Below are 17,014 nucleotides of genomic sequence, written 5' to 3' on the forward strand. Positions count from 1 at the left end.
GCATGCATAGGACCTGGACCCAACTGATCGATCCACTGAATAACCTCGCATTGTCGGCACTGGTCGCATCATTGCCGATCGCTTTTATCTTTTGGGCGTTGATGATCCGGAAAATGAAAGGCTATCTGGCGAGTCTGCTCACGACAGGCCTGGCAATCCTGTTAGCTTTGATCGTGTACGGAATGCCTTTGAAACTGGCATTGTTATCCACATTTCACGGCGGGCTTTATGGCCTTTTTCCGATCAGCTGGATCATTATCGGCGCGGTATTTTTGTACAACCTCACCGTTAAAAGTGGTCATTTTGAAATTATTAAACATTTCATGGCATCCATCACACCCGACAGGCGGCTGCAAACATTGATCATCGGATTTTCGTTCGGGGCTTTTCTGGAAGGCTCAGCCGGGATGGGCGCACCGGTGGCAATCACTTCTGCCATGCTGGTCGGGCTGGGGTTTAATCCGCTTTATGCTGCGGCAGTTTGTCTGATCGCCAATACGGCGCCGGTGGCATTCGGCTCCGTCGGTATCCCCATTATTATTGCCTCGCACGTCTCAGATGTCCCGGAAATGGCTATTTCCCAGATGATCGGACGAACCTTGCCGATACTGTCCCTGCTGGTGCCTTTTTACCTGGTTGTGATCGTCGCGGGTTTTCGCAAATCCATGGAGGTTTTGCCGGCCATCCTGGTTACCGGGATCACATTCGCCTTTTTTCAATGGTTCACGGCCAATTATCTCGGGCCGATGCTACCTGATGTGATTGCCGGACTTGCGTCTTTGTTTGCATTGATGATCCTGTTGAGGTATTGGAAACCAAAAGCGGTATGGCGTTTCAGCGAGGAGCCGCCGCAGACTTATCAGGCCAATTTCAATTACTCCACCGGGCAGGTGGTCAGGGCCTGGTCGCCCTTTCTGATCATGACCATTATGATTATTGCCTGGGGTTTGCAACCGGTGAAAGATGCGCTCAATTCCCTGGCAACGGCCAAGTTTATCATTCCCGGTTTGCACAACAACATTTCAACAACCGACGGCGCGCTGCTGGCGATCAAGCCGTTCGAGTTCAATTACCTGTCCAATTCCGGCATGGCTGTTCTGATAGCCTGTTTTATATCGATGCCGCTGATCGGTTTGAGTTGGAAGGATGGTGTTAAAACTTTTTTTGCGACCATTAACCAACTGAAATTCCCGATGCTGACGATCGCGTCGGTCGTTGGCTTTGCTTTTGTCGTCAACAATTCCGGTATGTCGGTCACGATGGCTATAGCGCTTGCAAGCACAGGTTCACTTTTCCCCTTCTTTTCGCCTATCCTGGGCTGGCTGGGGGTGTTCCTTACCGGCTCAGACGCTTCGTCCAATGCGTTGTTCTGCAAGCTCCAATATACTTCGGCGGGTGCGGTGGGGATCGATCCCCTGGTGACTGTAAGCGCCAATGCATCCGGCGGGGTCACAGCCAAAATGATCTCACCCCAATCCATCGCGATCGGTACGGCTGCCGTAGGGCTCGTTGGCAGGGAATCCGAGCTGTTCAGGTTTACCGTCAAACACAGCTTCACCATGTTACTCGTCGTTTGTGTGCTGACAGTCTTGCAATCGTATGTGCTGACGAGCTGGATACCTGCATACGAAATGCTCGAAACAACGGCCGGTGCCGCGATTTCACAAATATCGACCGGTTTTAGCTACCTGCTGATCCTGGCCGTGATTGTGACCCTCGTTGTTCTGACTGTTTTGTTTTTTAATAAAAGCACAGGCAAAATACAGGACTCTTTGGAGGGCTGATTTTCGAAACTTATACCCATTCCAATGATCATTATCAGGGACCATTTACAAGAGGCTTACAGCGATATTTACACACCGGAAGCATTGTCGGCGCTGTCCTCTCTTGCCCATTTCAATAAGCGGATCAAAGACCTGATGGATATCCGGTTGAAGCGGAGAACATTGCGCCGGCAGGAAAAGCAGCGCATTGCCTTTCTCGATCCTGAAAGTTTTATCCCGGACACCACCATCGCGGTCCAGGATGCGAGAGACGGGAAATTTGAAGGTTCGTCCATTCCCAAAGATTTGCAGAGACAATGGATCCAGGGAACAGGCCCCGCAGCCAAACCCGATGCTCCGCTCGAAAGCAGCATCCGGAATGTGGCCTATGCATTGCTTTCAGGTGCCGACGGCTGGATGTTCGATGGTGAAGACGCGCTTGGGCAAACCAAAACCATGTCCTTGGATAACCAAAGAAATTTAAAACTGGCGATCCATAAAGATCCGCTCTTCCTGAAAGTAGCCGGGCAGATCGCAGGTGAAATCAACCGCTGGGCAATTTCGTTTCTGGGAAAAGGGATCATAGCTGACTGGCAAACGCAGCTCGATTTTACCACCAAAATCTTTCGTGCGCGCGGCCTGCATCTGGACGACCGCCATATCCGCGAATCCGACGGTACTGCGATGGCCGCCTCCATTGTGGATACGACGCTGTATGTCGTCAACAATTACAAAGCTCTGCAAACGGCAGGTTCCTCCATCGTTTTGTATCTTCCCAAAATCCAGACCGCTCAAGAGGCAGCGCTGTGGAATGACCTGCTGCATGCAATCGAGCAGGAGATAGGGCTTCCCGCAGGAACTATTAAGGTTTATGTTCTGATAGAACAATTGGAAGCAACTTACCAGTTGATGGAAATTCGCGCAGCACTGGGCAGGCACTTTGTGGGCTTCAACACCGGCCGCTGGGATTATATCAATAGCGTAGCCGATGCGATGTCGTGGGATAAAAGCTTTATCAATCCCAATATCGAGGCGATCACGATGACGTACGGCTATATGCGTAACTACGAGGACCGGGTGCGCAGGGCGGTGAATACGCCGGATATCCATGGCAATTGTGCGCTCTGGCAGGGCGGGATGGAACCTAATATTCCGGTTGGTTCCGAAGAGGGCGTTTCGGCCAGTATGAAAAAGGCGGTGGCCGGCGCTGAACGAGAACAGCGCGAAGGCGCCAGCGGAAAATGGGTGGCGCATTGGAAAATGATGCAGATCTTGAGACCGGTCTGGGAAAAAGCAGGACAGCAAAACCAAGCGGGCCGGCCATTTCCGCCGCTGACTTATACACCGGACGACGCAGACGGGCTGATCTTGATCGAGCCCGCTCCGACAGACATCCGTGGTGCCCGTAATTTGCTGAGCGTTGCCCTGCAATATGGCAATGCTTTTGGGCAGGGTATGCAGGCCGCAGCATTGAAACCGGCTGACTTTTTTGGCAATGACGATATTTTATACCTGATGGAGGATATGGCAACCGGGGAAATCCGGCTCAGTATCCTTTGGGAATGGATCAATAAAGGGGCGGTACTGACCGAAGATGATCCGGGAACGAAGACGAAAGCGGGGGATCGATTTTCGGAGAAATTGTATGCACAGTTATTCGAAGAAGAATATGAAAAGCTAAAAAATGCGGCCAGCAAAGACGTGTACGAATCTTCTAAGACAACTACGCTGCCCATCGCCGCAGAGATCGCCCATGTGTACACTTTGAGCGAGGTAAAACCGCCGTGGTTCATTGATCTGCTGAACATTAACCTCAATAACCTCGACCTGGCCGAAGCCAAAAGAAGGATCGGGATCTATATGGATTCTTTAAAAGAAGGCAGACGAATTACAGAAAACCTGGATTTTGATCCGACAAGTCAGTTAATTTAGGGGAAAACCTGAGAGGCACGGTGGTTACGACCAGCCCTGCTTTTAACAAACTGACCAGATGAATACACAAAAACTGAAGGAAGACGCGCTCCACTATCATGCAAAAGGACGCCCCGGAAAGATAGAAGTTAAGCCCACCAAAGAAACACTGAACCAGCGCGACCTGTCGCTGGCTTACTCTCCGGGAGTTGCAGAGCCTTGCCTGGAAATCGGCGCCCATCCTGAAAAAGTGTACGACTATACCACCAAGGGAAACCTGGTAGCGGTGATCACCAACGGCACCGCCGTGCTGGGACTCGGAAACATTGGTCCCGAAGCATCTAAGCCGGTGATGGAAGGGAAGTGTCTGTTATTCAAGATCTATGCGGACATCGATGCGTTTGACATTGAGCTGGATACGACCAACATAGATGAGTTTGTTCGTACAGTCAGGATTCTCCAGCCTACATTTGGGGCGGTTAACCTGGAAGATATCGCCGCACCGGCCTGTTTTGAAATTGAGGAAAGGCTCAGGAAAGAATTGTCCATTCCGGTGATGCACGATGACCAGCACGGTACTGCCATCACAAGTGCCGCTGCACTGCTGAATGCGCTGGACATTTCTGGAAAAGACATTGCCAAAATCAGGCTGGTCGTAAATGGCGCTGGCGCTGCGGCGATTGCCTGCATGGACCTGTATGTAGCATTGGGTGTCAGCAAAGAACATATTACGGTTTTCGATAAAGACGGGTTGCTGCATCCGGGCCGCGTGAACCTTGTCCCCAATCAGTATAAATATGTCAACGACCAGTTGCCGCTGGACTGGACACTCTCCGATGCGCTGGTGGATGCAGATGTGTTTTTGGGTTTATCGGTCGGGAATGTCGTGAGCAAGGAGATGGTCAAATCCATGGCGCCCGATTGCATTGTGTTTGCGATGGCCAATCCAAATCCAGAAATCACTTATGAAGATGCCGTGGAGGTGAGGCCCGACATCATCATGGCGACGGGGCGTTCAGACTATCCCAACCAGGTCAACAATGTATTGGGTTTCCCCTATATTTTCAGGGGCGCGCTCGACGTCCGAGCAACTTCAATCAACGAAGCAATGAAGCTGGCCGCCGTAAAAGCACTGGCGGGCCTGGCGAAAAAAACGGTGCCCGAAATCGTGAACATGACGTACGGGGAAACAAACCTGGCATTTGGACGACGCTATATCCTGCCGAAACCCACCGACCCACGTTTGCTGACTACCGTTGCGCCGGCGGTGGCGCGGGCCGCAATGGAAAGCGGCGTTGCCAAAACTTCCATTACCGATTGGGCGGACTATGATCAGAAGCTTACCAGCCGGATCGGACTGGACAACTCGCTGATCCGGGGGATTATCAACCAGGCCAAACAAAAACCCAAACGGGTGGTGTTCACGGATGGCGAGAATCTCACCGTACTCCGGGCTGTTCAGGAAGTACTCGAGCAAGGCATCGCCGTGCCTATTTTGTTAGGTAACGTCATCAAAATCAACAGGATCATCAAAGAGCATAAGCTGACGATCGATAAAGTGACGATCATCGACCCGCGTTCGAGCAAGCAGGCTCAGAATGTGGAAGCCTATGCGGGAGTACTTTACGAGAAAAGAAAGCGCAAAGGACTGACATTCTCTGATGCAAAAGGACTGATCCTGCACCGGAATTACTATGGCGCGGTGATGGTGGAGCTGGGAAAAGCGGATGTGCTGATCTCGGGACTCACGCGGAATTATCCTCAGACCCTGCGCCCCGCGTTGCAGGTGATCGGCCGGCAGGAGGGTATTAACAAGATCATGGGCATGTATATTCTGATGAGCCGCTTCGGTCCGATTTTCCTGGCGGATACCACTGTCAATTTCAGCCCCACAGCCGAAGAACTGGTGGAGATCGCGGAGATCACCGCAAAGGAAGTCAGGAAGCTAAATGTGGAGCCTAAGATCGCATTCCTTTCGTACTCCACTTTCGGAAGCGCCGAGGGCGAGGATGCGCTGAAAATGCAGAAAGCGGTGAAAATCCTGCACGAAAAGCACCCGGATATGATCGTAGACGGGGAAATGCAGGCACACTTACCCTTTAACCTGAACTTGCTGAAAGAATCCTATCCATTTTCACCCCTGGGCAAATCGGGCCCAAATACATTGATATTTCCAAACCTGTCCTCGTCCAACATTGCCTATAACCTGCTCAAAGAAATCGCCCAGATCGAAAAGATCGGGCCGGTGCTGATGGGGCTTAAAAAGCCGATCCACGTGCTGCAGTTGGGCAGTACGGTGCGGGAGATTTTCAATATGGTTGCGGTAGCGGTGGTGGATTCGAAGTAGGAGAGGGACCTGGAACCGGCGCAGGCCTGTTTCAGGATTTTGACTCGGCCAGGTATTGGTCCAGAAGTGACTTTACCTTGTCGTAGTAGGGTTTGGCGATCTTGCCTGGGCGGATATCCCAGCCACGATCGTAGTTCATGATGCAGGACTCGATAAAATTGTCGGTCTTCTTTCTTACTGCCGGATCCCAGATGGAGAGTTTGGAGATCCGCCCTTTGTCCATGGCGGATTTGGCGGGCGCATTTAGGATCAATGCGGAAAATTCAAATTTGTCGACTACTCCGGAAACCCAGATGGCACGTGGGATGGTGGGGTCGTCGTGGCGCTTTTTGATTTTTGCCGAAATATCCTTTTCAGCGGGCGCCCTGAGCTCGAAGTTTTGGTTTTTGATGTAAGCGTCAACTGCCTTTCGGATATGTTCTTCCATACCCACCATATCAAGCTCGCTCAGTTCCTGCAGGCGCTTGATCTGAAAGTCAGTTAAGGTGAAAGTTTTACGAAACATCCTCTGCCGGTCCATTGGAGATAAGTTTTGTCCAATATCAAAACTACGTAGCTTCAAAAAAGAATTAAAACATAAACGTGTGTTTTTCAGGCGAAAAGAGAAATTTGGAATTAATCCTAATACAAGTTGGGTAGGGGGATGAGTTAGTAACCAATGGTTTCAGACTCGCAAAAAGCGACCTGTTGATTTGTCGTTTCATTAAAATATATCGTAAAAACCCCAATAGGTAAAAAGCGCGATCAGTGCGATATAGGCCATGTTATTCAAGGTAAATAGCAGTCGATACGGTAACCACCGGCTTGCCTCGCCGATCATACTCAAGTTGATTTTTAGAAGCGGGATGATGAGCACTGCCAAAAGGTAAGGGAGATAGGAAGCCACATCGATCGCTGAAAACCGGATGTCCTGGTATGGTGCCTGGCTGTAAAAGATTGCGGGATTTCTGACAAGCAGAAACATGTAATAAGCCATGGCAGCACTCACCAGAAAGAGGGGCAACTGATAGCCCGAATGGGTATCGTGCTGTTTCGAGGAACGACTTAAGTTTCTCAAATAACTTAACAAAAAATAGAGGCCCGAAAAAAGGAATACGCAGCCACAGAACAGCAGGAAACGAAAGATATGTCGGTTGTTTTGCGGCACTTTGTAACTGACCAGCCGTTCATATTCGGTATTTGTCGGAAATAACGAAGCGATTTCGAGGATATGGTCGCCTTTGGCCAGCTCTTCCTTCAAATTGAACTTGACTTCCTTGTTGTAATCATGATAAAAATACAACCGGAAAATACCCTCACGCAGATCGGCGACAGATGAATACATGGTGCCATCGCCCAAATTGGGCCGACATTCGTGCATGGTATCGACTAATGCAAGGCAATAGTTAGCACTGGTATCCGCGCTGTGACGGGCCAGGAATTCGCGTCCTCTTCGATAACGACCCCAGTCCAGCCTCTTTTGCTCCGGCGTGACAGATGGGCAAAAGTTTGCAATGATATATTTTTCGTCGTGGCCTAAAATCATGGTATCCGGCTCCATCACAAGATAATGGCCCGATTTGTCGGCAAAAAATAATTCCCCGTTTTTCATACCGTGCCTGCTGTACTGGATCGCATATCGTTGCACATCTTCGACAGTCGCGCAGGTTTCCATGATTTCTTTGACAAAGGCACCGAAATTGGTTACCGTTTTTTTCGTGGAATCCACTTTGATTTTCTCTTTGTAGATCGTCAGCCCATCGAAAGCGAGCCCGGCCTCGTTCATGGCACCCTGCGCGAAAAAATCACCATAACACAGATAGAGCGCACCAAACCGTCCCTTGGGAGCATTCACAAAGCTGATTTTCGAACCAATCCTCCATGAATCCTCATTGTTGCCCAGGTAGGTCCGTCCATTGATCGTGACTTTACACATGCTGCATGCTGAGACCGTGGAGCCGGACAGTTGCATCAGGGCAATGATTAACGGCATTAAAATGAGGTGGAGCGTTTTCATAGGGGTTTATTTCCAGTAACTTATCAGGCCCTCCGATTATTGTGAAAGGATTTTGCAGGATTTTCTTGCATCGGTTTCGGGGAAATTTGCGTTTATGTCCTATGCAAAAGCAGGGAGCGGCGCCAAATACGATCATAGGTAGCCGTTCAAATTTTTCCTTGTTAATAATCAGGAACTTAATCCGGATTAACTTGTGTTCCCAGCTCGTGCAGCAGGTTGAGTCGCGGGTAGTTCACCAGTTTTGTTTCCCCAGTCATGTTTTTTACCAGAGACTTTATGTTGATTGACTACCGAAAGGCCGTCGCACTTGTCCTTTGCTTTGTCAACTGTCATGCACCCTGCCAATCGCTCAAACCTGGCCTATCAGGTATGGCGCCTTCGAAATGGCTGACTTTCCGTACCACACAGGCACCGGGTAAAGTTTACCAGTTTTCAAATGCTGATGCCAAAAAATTTACCCACGAAGAGCTGTTTGTCCGCGCCTGGCTTCCTGTCATCAAGAGCAAAAGGGTTACGATCCTGTTAGGCCCTAACTACCGTACCGAGCAGTTTGAACTGAAAACGCCGGGCGAAAACCCGATCGGCAATATGGCCGGCTGGAACCTGCGCTCCTATGGCCTTGATTTGAACGCTATGATCAGGCTTGACAGCACTTCGTGGATCGTCACTACGTCGCACGTGAATAAAAGCGGCAACCTGGCCGAATTATCATTTAAACAGATCCCAGTCAATTTTACGGTTTCCGCATCTTTCCTGAAAAAGAAATCGGCGAATAAAGAAATCGGGGCGGGCTTGATGGTCAACCAAAGTTACAAGATGACCCTATTGCCGGTGGTCATTTTCAACTATAACTATAGCGAAAACGGCGGTTTTGAGATTATGCTCCCCAAACGGGTTGCTTGGAGAAACAACCTGTCGGCTAATGATATTTTATATCTGAAGGCCGAATCCGTTACCCGCACCTATTACCTCAATCCGCTGGGAAGTAATGAGCCCTTCGTTTGCAGGAGGGTGGATGTCGATATGGGTATTAGTTATAACAGAAGGATCGGAAGTTACCTTGGAGTAGAGCTTTCGGCGGGATACCGGAAAAACCTGAGCTCCAGACTGGTGGCAGGCGCGGTTCCGATCCGGACTTCCGGACTAGCCATGTCAATGGACCTCTACGTTCAGCCTCCCAGGTTCAAAAAGAAGAAGTAGTCGTCCCCGGTGATCAAATGTTCGGTTCTGAACAGAGTATATGGTAGTTTTCTTCTTAACTGCTTGTCAATGAGGTGAAGGCTATTCTGGAATAATTATTTTGCTGCTGGACTGGCCGAACACATCGACGTCAACTTTATGCTCAAAAATTACTTCAAGATCGCATTCCGGAATCTTTGGAAACATAAATTATTCTCGCTGATCAATATTCTGGGCCTTGGACTTGCCATGGCCTTTTGTTTCCTCCAGTTGATGCAGGTACAGAGCAGTTTTGAAAAGGATTCCTTTCACCCTTATCCCGACCGTACCTACCGTGTTATTACCGACGCCACCGGAAAGGACGGCAAGCTATACTCGCTTGCATCCACGCCGATGCCTCTGGGCGAAAGGTTAAGTGCCAGTGAAAGTGTCATTGAAAAATCGACCAGGGTTGTCCGCAATTTTTACGGAAACCTGAATAATGGCATTAAAACGTTGAATGTCAACGGGATGTATGTGGACCCGGCTTATTTCGATATTTTTGGTTTTAAGCTTGAAAAAGGAAAGCCGTGCATCGCACCACGGGAAATTGTGCTTTCCGATGAAACAGCCCAGCGTTTTTTTGGCGATGCAAACCCGGTAGGTAAAACGTTAACTAACCCGGACATGGGCGTCTTTACCGTATCAGGTGTCTTTTCATCAATAAAACCCTATACCACGCATTTGAAATCAGACATGGTGATTTCCATGGCCAGTTTTGCGGAATTGAATAGAAATGTAAAAGCGGATAACTGGCAGGATTACAATACCTATACATTCGTGCTTTTGACTAAGGGGAGCGACCGGGAGGCGCTCAACCGCGCGATGGGGGAAGTAGCCGCTGATAATAACAAAAATGTCGCTTTCAAGGATGTGAAAAGCCATTCTTACCGCAACCAGCTTCTCAGTGAAATATCGCCCGATGCGGAAGGTTTGCTCAATAACCCCTATGTGGAGCCGCTCTGGAAAATTGGCGTGAGCTTGCTGGTCCCCTTGATCGTCATCCTGCTCGCGGGTTTTAATTACGTGAACCTGACCCTGACGCGCTCTTTAAGCCGTGGCCGCGAAGTAGGCGTGAGGAAGGTTGCAGGCGCGAAACGCTGGCAGCTCGTAATGCAATTCCTGACAGAAACGGTAGTGATCGCTTTTTTTGCGTTGGGGATTGGCTATGTCGGGCTTGAATTTATCAAATCGTTCGTACATGTGCGCTGGCTGAATTTCGAGGTGGAACGGAACGGCTTGCTGTGGATGGCCTTCCTGACTTTTACCTTGCTGACGGGGATTATGGCGGGTATTTTGCCTGCTCGCATCCTATCGGCTTACGAGCCGGCACAAATTATGAAAGGGGAACTAGGCCCGGCCGGCTTAGGCAGGATTAGCTTCCGGAAATCGCTGGTGGTGATCCAATTTGTTGTGGCGCTGGTCTTCATGACCTTCACTGGTATTTCAAACAGCCAGTTTGATTACATGGCTACGGATAATGATAATTTCAACCGGAGAGGTATTTTGAATATCCCGCTGCCGGACAAGGATTTCGCGCCGCTGGCAAATGAAATGTCCAAGCAGGCCGATGTGGAAAGGATAGGGCTTGCGTCGGCAACGCTCAACGAAGGGTCGGGGCGTGCGAAGATCAGCAGAATTGGATCAAAAGGAAAAGAGGCAGCTCCACAGGATACTTACATTTATGCTGCTGACGCGAATTTCATTGAGAACATGCAGCTGAAATTTGTAGCAGGCAGCAATCTGCCGCCGGCATCTGCGGATACCACCGTGCATTTTGCGGTAATCAATGAGCGTGCTGCAAAAGTGCTTGGCTTTGGCAATCCCAAAGACATTGTAGGGCAGGCGGTTAAGCTAAACGAAACAGAAGTGCAGATTTCGGGAGTGGTAAAGAACTTTTGCTTTATGCGTTACGAACTGCCCGTAGCTCCCCTGGTGCTGGCTTTTGATCCCCGTGAAATAAAAGTGTTATCGCTGAAAATTACTGAGGGTGCTTCCAAGGAACAGGTTACGGCTTCTTTGGATAGGATCTGGAAGAAATTTCATCCGCATGAATCCTTTGTTTATGCCTGGTACGAACAGCAATTGTATGAAGACTATGCCGAAGGCGGTGACCAGCGGTTTACGGGTGTCATTGTTGTCATTGTTTTTGTGATCGCGGCTATGGGCTTGCTCGGCATGGTGACATATACCACCGAAAAGAGGATTAAGGAAGTGGGAATCCGGAAAGTAATGGGAGCGAGTGTCGCACACATCATCGTGCTGTTGTCTTCCGGGTTTGTGAGGCTTATTTTAATCGCGTCTGTCATTGCTATGCCGTTGGGCTATTTCCTGGGTGGGTTGTTCCTGAGGATTTTTACCTACCATGTTGCGCTTGGCCCTGGTGTTTTCTTGAAATGCCTGGGAAGTCTCTTGATGATAGGGTTAGCCACTATTGGTATACAGGCCTATCGGACGGCGACCAGCAATCCTGCCGATACATTGCGGTCGGAGTAGCTCAGCTAAACCGGACCTCAAAGCAATGCCTGCCCTGCTGGTGCTGATAGCCGACGGTCCAGCCATTCGTGAGACAGATTTCCTTCACGATTGCCAGTCCCAGGCCTGTGGAAGCTACATTGGACTTGTTTTTTGTGAACCTTTCAAAGATCAGCTCTTCGGGGAAATCGGGTTTTTCGCCGGTGTTGGAAATCGACAGCATGGCACTTTTTAAATCGATTTCCACTTCTCCTTCGGCCGGGGTATATCGCAGTGCGTTTGATAAGAGATTCGAAATCAATATCTCGATCAGATAGGGGTCGGCGTGAACAGTTTGCTCTTTGAGGTTTTTCGTAACCGAAATGCGTCTGTTGATAAACAGCTCCCCCATGTTGCCAAGCTGTGCTTCGATAAGCTCATGTACCAACACCTCCTGGCGGTCGGTGAAGACCCGGTTATCCAGCTTTGCGAGGAGCAGCAGGCTTTTGTTCATTTTGGATAGCCTGTCGACGCCGGACTTCGTCTGCACAATATAGTTGGCCATTTGTTCGCTGACATCCATTTGGCTCATCCTGTCGAGCTTGGACTGGATGATACTCAACGGGGTCTGGATTTCGTGGGAAGCGTTTTCTGTAAATTCTCTTAACGCCAGGTATTCTTTGCGGCTGCGGTCGGTCAGGTCCCGGAGCGTGAGGTTCAGTTGTTTGAATTCATCGATCATCGAATCGGCCAGGCGCAGCTCCTCTGTGGAACTCACCGAAAAACCCTGCACGCTTTTAAGGTTATCGAAAAAAGGCGCCCATATCTTTTTATTCGAGATGTAGTTGATCAGGACTCCGGAACCTGTGAGCAAAAGCGCCATCAGCACAAAAATAAAGAAGATCGTAAGGTAATATTCGTCCCATCCGATGTGGGAGGTCATGACTACTGCCTGGTAACGTTCGGGCCCCAGCACCTTTGTTTCCACCAGATAATGGTACTCCTCCATTTTTCGCTGCACACGATCGTACATCATCGAATCCCCGAATACCTGGCCAGGCGGAACCGATTTCGGGACTTTTTGTATCCTGGTAAACGGCATACTAGGCAGGTTGCCGGACCGGGTATCTCTAAACAACTGATCCGCCTGTAATTCCAGCTGTTCATTCATTTCATCGCTTACTTCTTTCCGCAGGATAGTAAAAAGCGCGATTCCGGTGACAAACAGAATGGTAATGGATGCAATCAGGTAATCACGTGTGGTTTTATAGAGCAGTTTCATTGATGAACGGACAATCTTTTTCTAATGTCAAGAGGTCCACTTATAGCCCATTCCATGGGCTGTTTTAATATATTCGTTAGCCGAATGGGCAGCGAGCTTTTTACGCAGGTTCATTGTGTGGACGTATACCGTGTCGTAATGATCGGCCATATCATAATGGTCACCCCAGAGATGCTCGGCGATAGACTGCCTGCTGACGACACGGTTTTTATTGATGACGAAGTACAATAACAATTCATATTCTTTTTTGGTGAGGGGCACCGGTCCTGATTTGGAAAAAACGGCTTTTGAGGCCATGTTAATGGTCAGGTCGTCGATTCTGATCTCGTTTTCCCCATCAAAGGACCTGCGCCTGAGCAATGCGAAGATCCGTGCGTTCAGCTCCTCCATATGAAACGGCTTGGTGATATAGTCGTCGGCACCCAATTCCAGCCCGTAAACTTTATCCCGAAGCGAATTTTTGGCCGAAACGATCAGCACGCCCGTATTCTTATTTGTTGTTTTAAGCCCTTGCAACAGTTCCAGGCCGCTGCCGCCAGGAATCGTGATATCCAGAACAACCAGGTCATACTGATATAAATGCAGTTTCTCCTGGCCTTCCCCAAAATCGGACGCCTTTTCGCATCGGTAACCTTGCTCCGACAGGTAATTGTCCATTTCTTCAAGAAGCAAAGGCTCGTCTTCGATCAACAATAACTTCATTTCAGGTTCTTTAACGCTGGGCAGCGATATATGCAATTAATTCGAAATCTAAGTAAATTTCAAAGATGTACCTTGGATGTCGGGGTGAGTATTTTTAGCGATTGATTTACAGTTGTTTTGCTTGTCGGGGGGCAATCCTTTCAAGGTTATTTTCGGAGGGAATTATTCAGGAAAAGTTCAGAATTCAAAACTTATTTCGCGACATGAAAATTCTGATTCTGGAAGCTGCTTCAACGGCAGCAGAGATAGGGCAGTATCTGCCAAATGCTGAAATCGAGCTGGTAAGTGGTTTTGAGGCCATGGAATCAAGGTTAGCATCGGACCTGTTTGAATGCATTGTTTTGGATATTTCTTCCATAAATCGACGTTCAAAGCAAGCGATCCAGGCGATTAAGCTAATTAGTAAAAGGTCGGGCCTGATCGTTATTTCGGAAAGGGATTCATTAATCGAAAAAATAGAAGCACTTAGGTCCGGTGCGGATGATTTTCTGGTCAAGCCGTACGATATCTCCGAGTTGGCCGCCCGGATCGTGTCGCTCGCACGAAGGGTAACCCTGCCTAGGCAGAAGGATTTGATTTATCATGAGATCAGGGTCGATGTGGAAGCTAAGACCGTGTTTGTCGACAACACGGAGCTTGACTTGACCAAAAAGGAATTGGAATTGCTGCTCTATTTCATTGAACATAAAAACAGCTTAATACAGAGAGAAAGCCTGGTTTCCTATCTGTCCGGGCATGCAAAAGACTTCAAAAGCACCAGGGACCTGATTTACGCGCATGTTAAGAACCTGAAAAAGAAGTTAGCGGCTGCGGGCTGTACGCCTTATCTCAAAACCATTTATGGCCTGGGCTATAAATGGGAGGAAATATAGATTTTGTGCTTTTCGTGACCTCTACGACTTTTGCCTGGCACTCCGGTTCAGGTCTCGCTTGCTCTAGAACTTATGATTGTAGCCGATCCGGATTACCTGCGTTTCGTAATAATCATTGCTGACATAATGAAACCCGTCGCCCTGGACCGTCCTGCGGATGACCAGTGTATTGAAGAGGTCGGTCGCATTGACGAAATACTCACCCCTTTTCACGGTCTTTTTTAAGCCCGCGTCGACAGAAAAACGACACCCGGTTTTGCCCTGGGGTACGATGTCGGGTGCCAGGTACACGGCCGACAGTTGTGCTTCCAGTGATTTCTTAAACTTAAACATGGCGTTGATCTTTCCGCTTCCGGAGGTAAGCGTTTGTTTGTCAGCCGTAAACCGGTTGGGTTTAGGATAAAGATTTTTTACAGAAAATGCATTGATGGTGTTTTTATACATATTAACATTGGCGGTCATCGAGAACCATGGGGCCCATTGCTGTTGCAGGATCACTTCAGCGCCGGTATTGTAGCTCCGTCCTGCGTTCTGAAAAATGTTGTAGATAATCGTGCTGCCCGGCACCATGCTTCCGATCCGCGTAATGGTGCCGCTGGCCTGTTTGTGGTAGAGCGCCAGATAAAGGTATCCGCGTGCCCAGCTGGTCTTATAGCCCGCTTCGATGGTGTTGGTAAACTGGGGACGGAGAGCCGGGTTTCCGACTTTGATGATTTCGGCGTCATCGTATTTTGGGAAAATCCGGATATCGACTTCATTGGGCCTGTCGACCCGGCGGTTGTAAAAGAGCGAAACCTTATTCCGGTCATCCACCTTAAATGCCAGCCTCAGGTTTGGGAAGGGCCTGGTATAGTGGTAACCGCTGCTTTTGTAAGTGGGATGATTGGGATTGACAGAGTACCGGAGGTCCACATATTCCAGCCTCAGTCCGGCTTCTATCTCCAAGTGCTTGTCTTCGAAAATGTAATTGCCGTAAACCGCCGGGATGGTTTCATTATAGTTGGCCCAGCCGCCTGCTGCGCTGTCGATCGGGCTATTCACACCAGGAAAGAATTGCATGTTGGTAGGGATATACCGTTTCCTGATTTTGATCCCGCCTTCCAGATGGCCGTATTTCAGGGGTTTTACATAATCTGCGGTCAGGTCAAAAACACTTTCGTCGGAAAGCAGCTTGAATGCATCTTTGCCGGTAAAATCAGGAAGGATATTGGTAAAAAAATACTTTTCGTCTTCCCGGTGAAAAGTATAGTTAAAACCGAGGTTCAGCAGGTGGCCTGGTTGGGCGAACTTGTGCTGAAATGAACTGGTGGCAGTTATGGTCGTTTTCAGCTCGTCTTCCAGAAATTGCCAGAGCCGTGGCCGCTCGGTGAGGGTCGCATTGTAAAAGGGTTCGTCACCCCGGTCGGTGATCTTTTCACTGCTGAACAGGCCAGAGATATGGACGGTGTTGTCACTGTTGATGTTCCAGTCCAGTCCCGCTTTGGAGGTGATGATATTGGTATTCCGGTTTCTTTTGGTTTGCTGCCTTACCACATCGCCATTGTCATAGAAACGGTCTACAAACTCGTTTTTATTGAGGGTAGGAGTATGCAGGTAATCGCCCTGGAAAAAAATGTTGGTTTTGTTTTTTCTGTAATTGATGGATACAGAAGGATTTAGCTTAAAGGTGTTGCGGTATTGCGGACGAATGCCGGGCAGGTTTTGTTTTTTGACCCAAAGTGCGCCCAATCCGGCAGACAGCCCGATTTTTCCATTGAACCCTTCCTGTTTGTTCTTTTTATAAATGATGTTGATGATCCCGGCATTTCCATTGGCGTCGTACCTGGCCGAGGGGTTGTTGATAACCTCTATCCGCTCGATAGCAGACGCGGGAATGTTGTCCAGCCCGGTCTGATTCCCGAAACCCGTCAATGCGGTTTGTTTGCCGTCGATCAGTACCACTACATGATCATTGCCGCGGATCAGTACTTTTCCGTCCTGATCGGTCGTGATGCCAGGTAAATTCTTCATTACCTGTAAAAGCGACCCACCACTTTGACTGATATTTTCGGTAACCGAGAAACTCTTTTTGTCCATCCTCGTATCGGGGCCTTCGACCAGGCTGTCCATCACGGTAACTTCTTGGAGCTGCTTTACATCTTCTCGCAAGGTAATCGTCCCTAGATCCAGAAAAGCGCTCAGCGAGCCGACAAGCACGGTCTGCTCCTTTCTTTCGAAACCGATGTAGGAATATTCCAGCAGATAATTTCCAGGCGCAATATCGGTCATACTGAAAAGGCCCCCGTCATTGGTGATCGTGCCAACCACAAACGCGCTGTCGGCAACTTTTTTTAATGCAACTGAGACAAAGGGCAGGACCTGATAGTCCCGGGCGTCTTTGACAGTACCTGATAACGTCACTTTTGCAAACTGTGCCCGGGCTGTGATCGAACAGACAATGATCAGGGCAAAAAGGAACAGCGGCCTCAT

Annotated in this window: 11 protein-coding genes; 6 read left to right on the plus strand and 5 right to left on the minus strand. The window is 49.1% G+C overall.

From position 1 onward, the window contains the following. The first annotated feature begins 2 nt into the window (after window positions 1-2). The 3 genes from AC1XUF_RS15860 to AC1XUF_RS15870 are packed head-to-tail and all read left to right on the plus strand — an operon-like array spanning window position 3 to window position 6,021. Window positions 3-1,784: an L-lactate permease gene (locus AC1XUF_RS15860; protein ID WP_483342791.1), complete on the plus strand. Its 1,782-nt coding sequence runs from the start codon at window positions 3-5 to the stop codon at window positions 1,782-1,784. A gap of 24 nt (window positions 1,785-1,808) precedes the next feature. Next, window positions 1,809-3,695 carry a malate synthase gene (locus AC1XUF_RS15865; RefSeq protein WP_483342792.1) on the plus strand — a complete coding sequence of 629 codons (1,887 nt, stop codon included), beginning with the start codon at window positions 1,809-1,811 and terminating at the stop codon, window positions 3,693-3,695. A 58-nt stretch (window positions 3,696-3,753) separates the two neighbouring features. Continuing rightward, window positions 3,754-6,021, plus strand: a complete 2,268-nt coding sequence (locus AC1XUF_RS15870; RefSeq protein ID WP_483342793.1) for an NADP-dependent malic enzyme — start codon at window positions 3,754-3,756, stop codon at window positions 6,019-6,021. A gap of 31 nt (window positions 6,022-6,052) precedes the next feature. On the opposite strand, the gene AC1XUF_RS15875 is transcribed toward AC1XUF_RS15870, so the two are convergent. Together AC1XUF_RS15875 and AC1XUF_RS15880 are read right to left on the minus strand one after the other, a co-directional pair. Continuing rightward, the gene (locus AC1XUF_RS15875; protein WP_483342794.1) at window positions 6,053-6,541 is read right to left on the minus strand and encodes a DUF7678 domain-containing protein; all 489 of its coding nucleotides are present in this window, start codon (window positions 6,539-6,541) and stop codon (window positions 6,053-6,055) included. A 183-nt stretch (window positions 6,542-6,724) separates the two neighbouring features. Beyond that, complete coding sequence (locus AC1XUF_RS15880; protein WP_483342795.1) at window positions 6,725-8,017, minus strand: C45 family peptidase; 1,293 nt, start codon at window positions 8,015-8,017, stop codon at window positions 6,725-6,727. Between the two features lie 369 nt (window positions 8,018-8,386). On the opposite strand from AC1XUF_RS15880, the gene AC1XUF_RS15885 reads away from it, so the two are divergent. Further along, entirely contained in the window at window positions 8,387-9,217 is an 831-nt protein-coding gene (locus tag AC1XUF_RS15885) for a DUF6268 family outer membrane beta-barrel protein (RefSeq protein WP_483342796.1), read from the plus strand. Between the two features lie 138 nt (window positions 9,218-9,355). Continuing rightward, entirely contained in the window at window positions 9,356-11,731 is a 2,376-nt protein-coding gene (locus AC1XUF_RS15890; RefSeq protein WP_483342797.1) for an ABC transporter permease, read from the plus strand. A gap of 1 nt (window position 11,732) precedes the next feature. Here the strand turns inward: AC1XUF_RS15890 and AC1XUF_RS15895 are convergent, their stop codons facing one another. Beyond that, window positions 11,733-12,971: a sensor histidine kinase gene (locus tag AC1XUF_RS15895; protein ID WP_483342798.1), complete on the minus strand. Its 1,239-nt coding sequence runs from the start codon at window positions 12,969-12,971 to the stop codon at window positions 11,733-11,735. Window positions 12,972-12,998: 27 nt separating this feature from the next. Next, window positions 12,999-13,673, minus strand: a complete 675-nt coding sequence (locus tag AC1XUF_RS15900) for a response regulator transcription factor (RefSeq protein WP_483342799.1) — start codon at window positions 13,671-13,673, stop codon at window positions 12,999-13,001. A gap of 203 nt (window positions 13,674-13,876) precedes the next feature. Here AC1XUF_RS15900 and AC1XUF_RS15905 point away from each other — a divergent pair, with 203 nt between their 5' ends. Next, window positions 13,877-14,545 (plus strand): response regulator transcription factor, encoded by a 669-nt coding sequence (locus tag AC1XUF_RS15905; protein ID WP_483342800.1) that lies wholly within the window; start codon window positions 13,877-13,879, stop codon window positions 14,543-14,545. A gap of 63 nt (window positions 14,546-14,608) precedes the next feature. On the opposite strand, the gene AC1XUF_RS15910 is transcribed toward AC1XUF_RS15905, so the two are convergent. After that, window positions 14,609-17,014: a TonB-dependent receptor gene (locus AC1XUF_RS15910; protein ID WP_483342801.1), complete on the minus strand. Its 2,406-nt coding sequence runs from the start codon at window positions 17,012-17,014 to the stop codon at window positions 14,609-14,611.

It is taken from the genome of Dyadobacter sp. HNCC25DJ185, assembly GCF_056895195.1.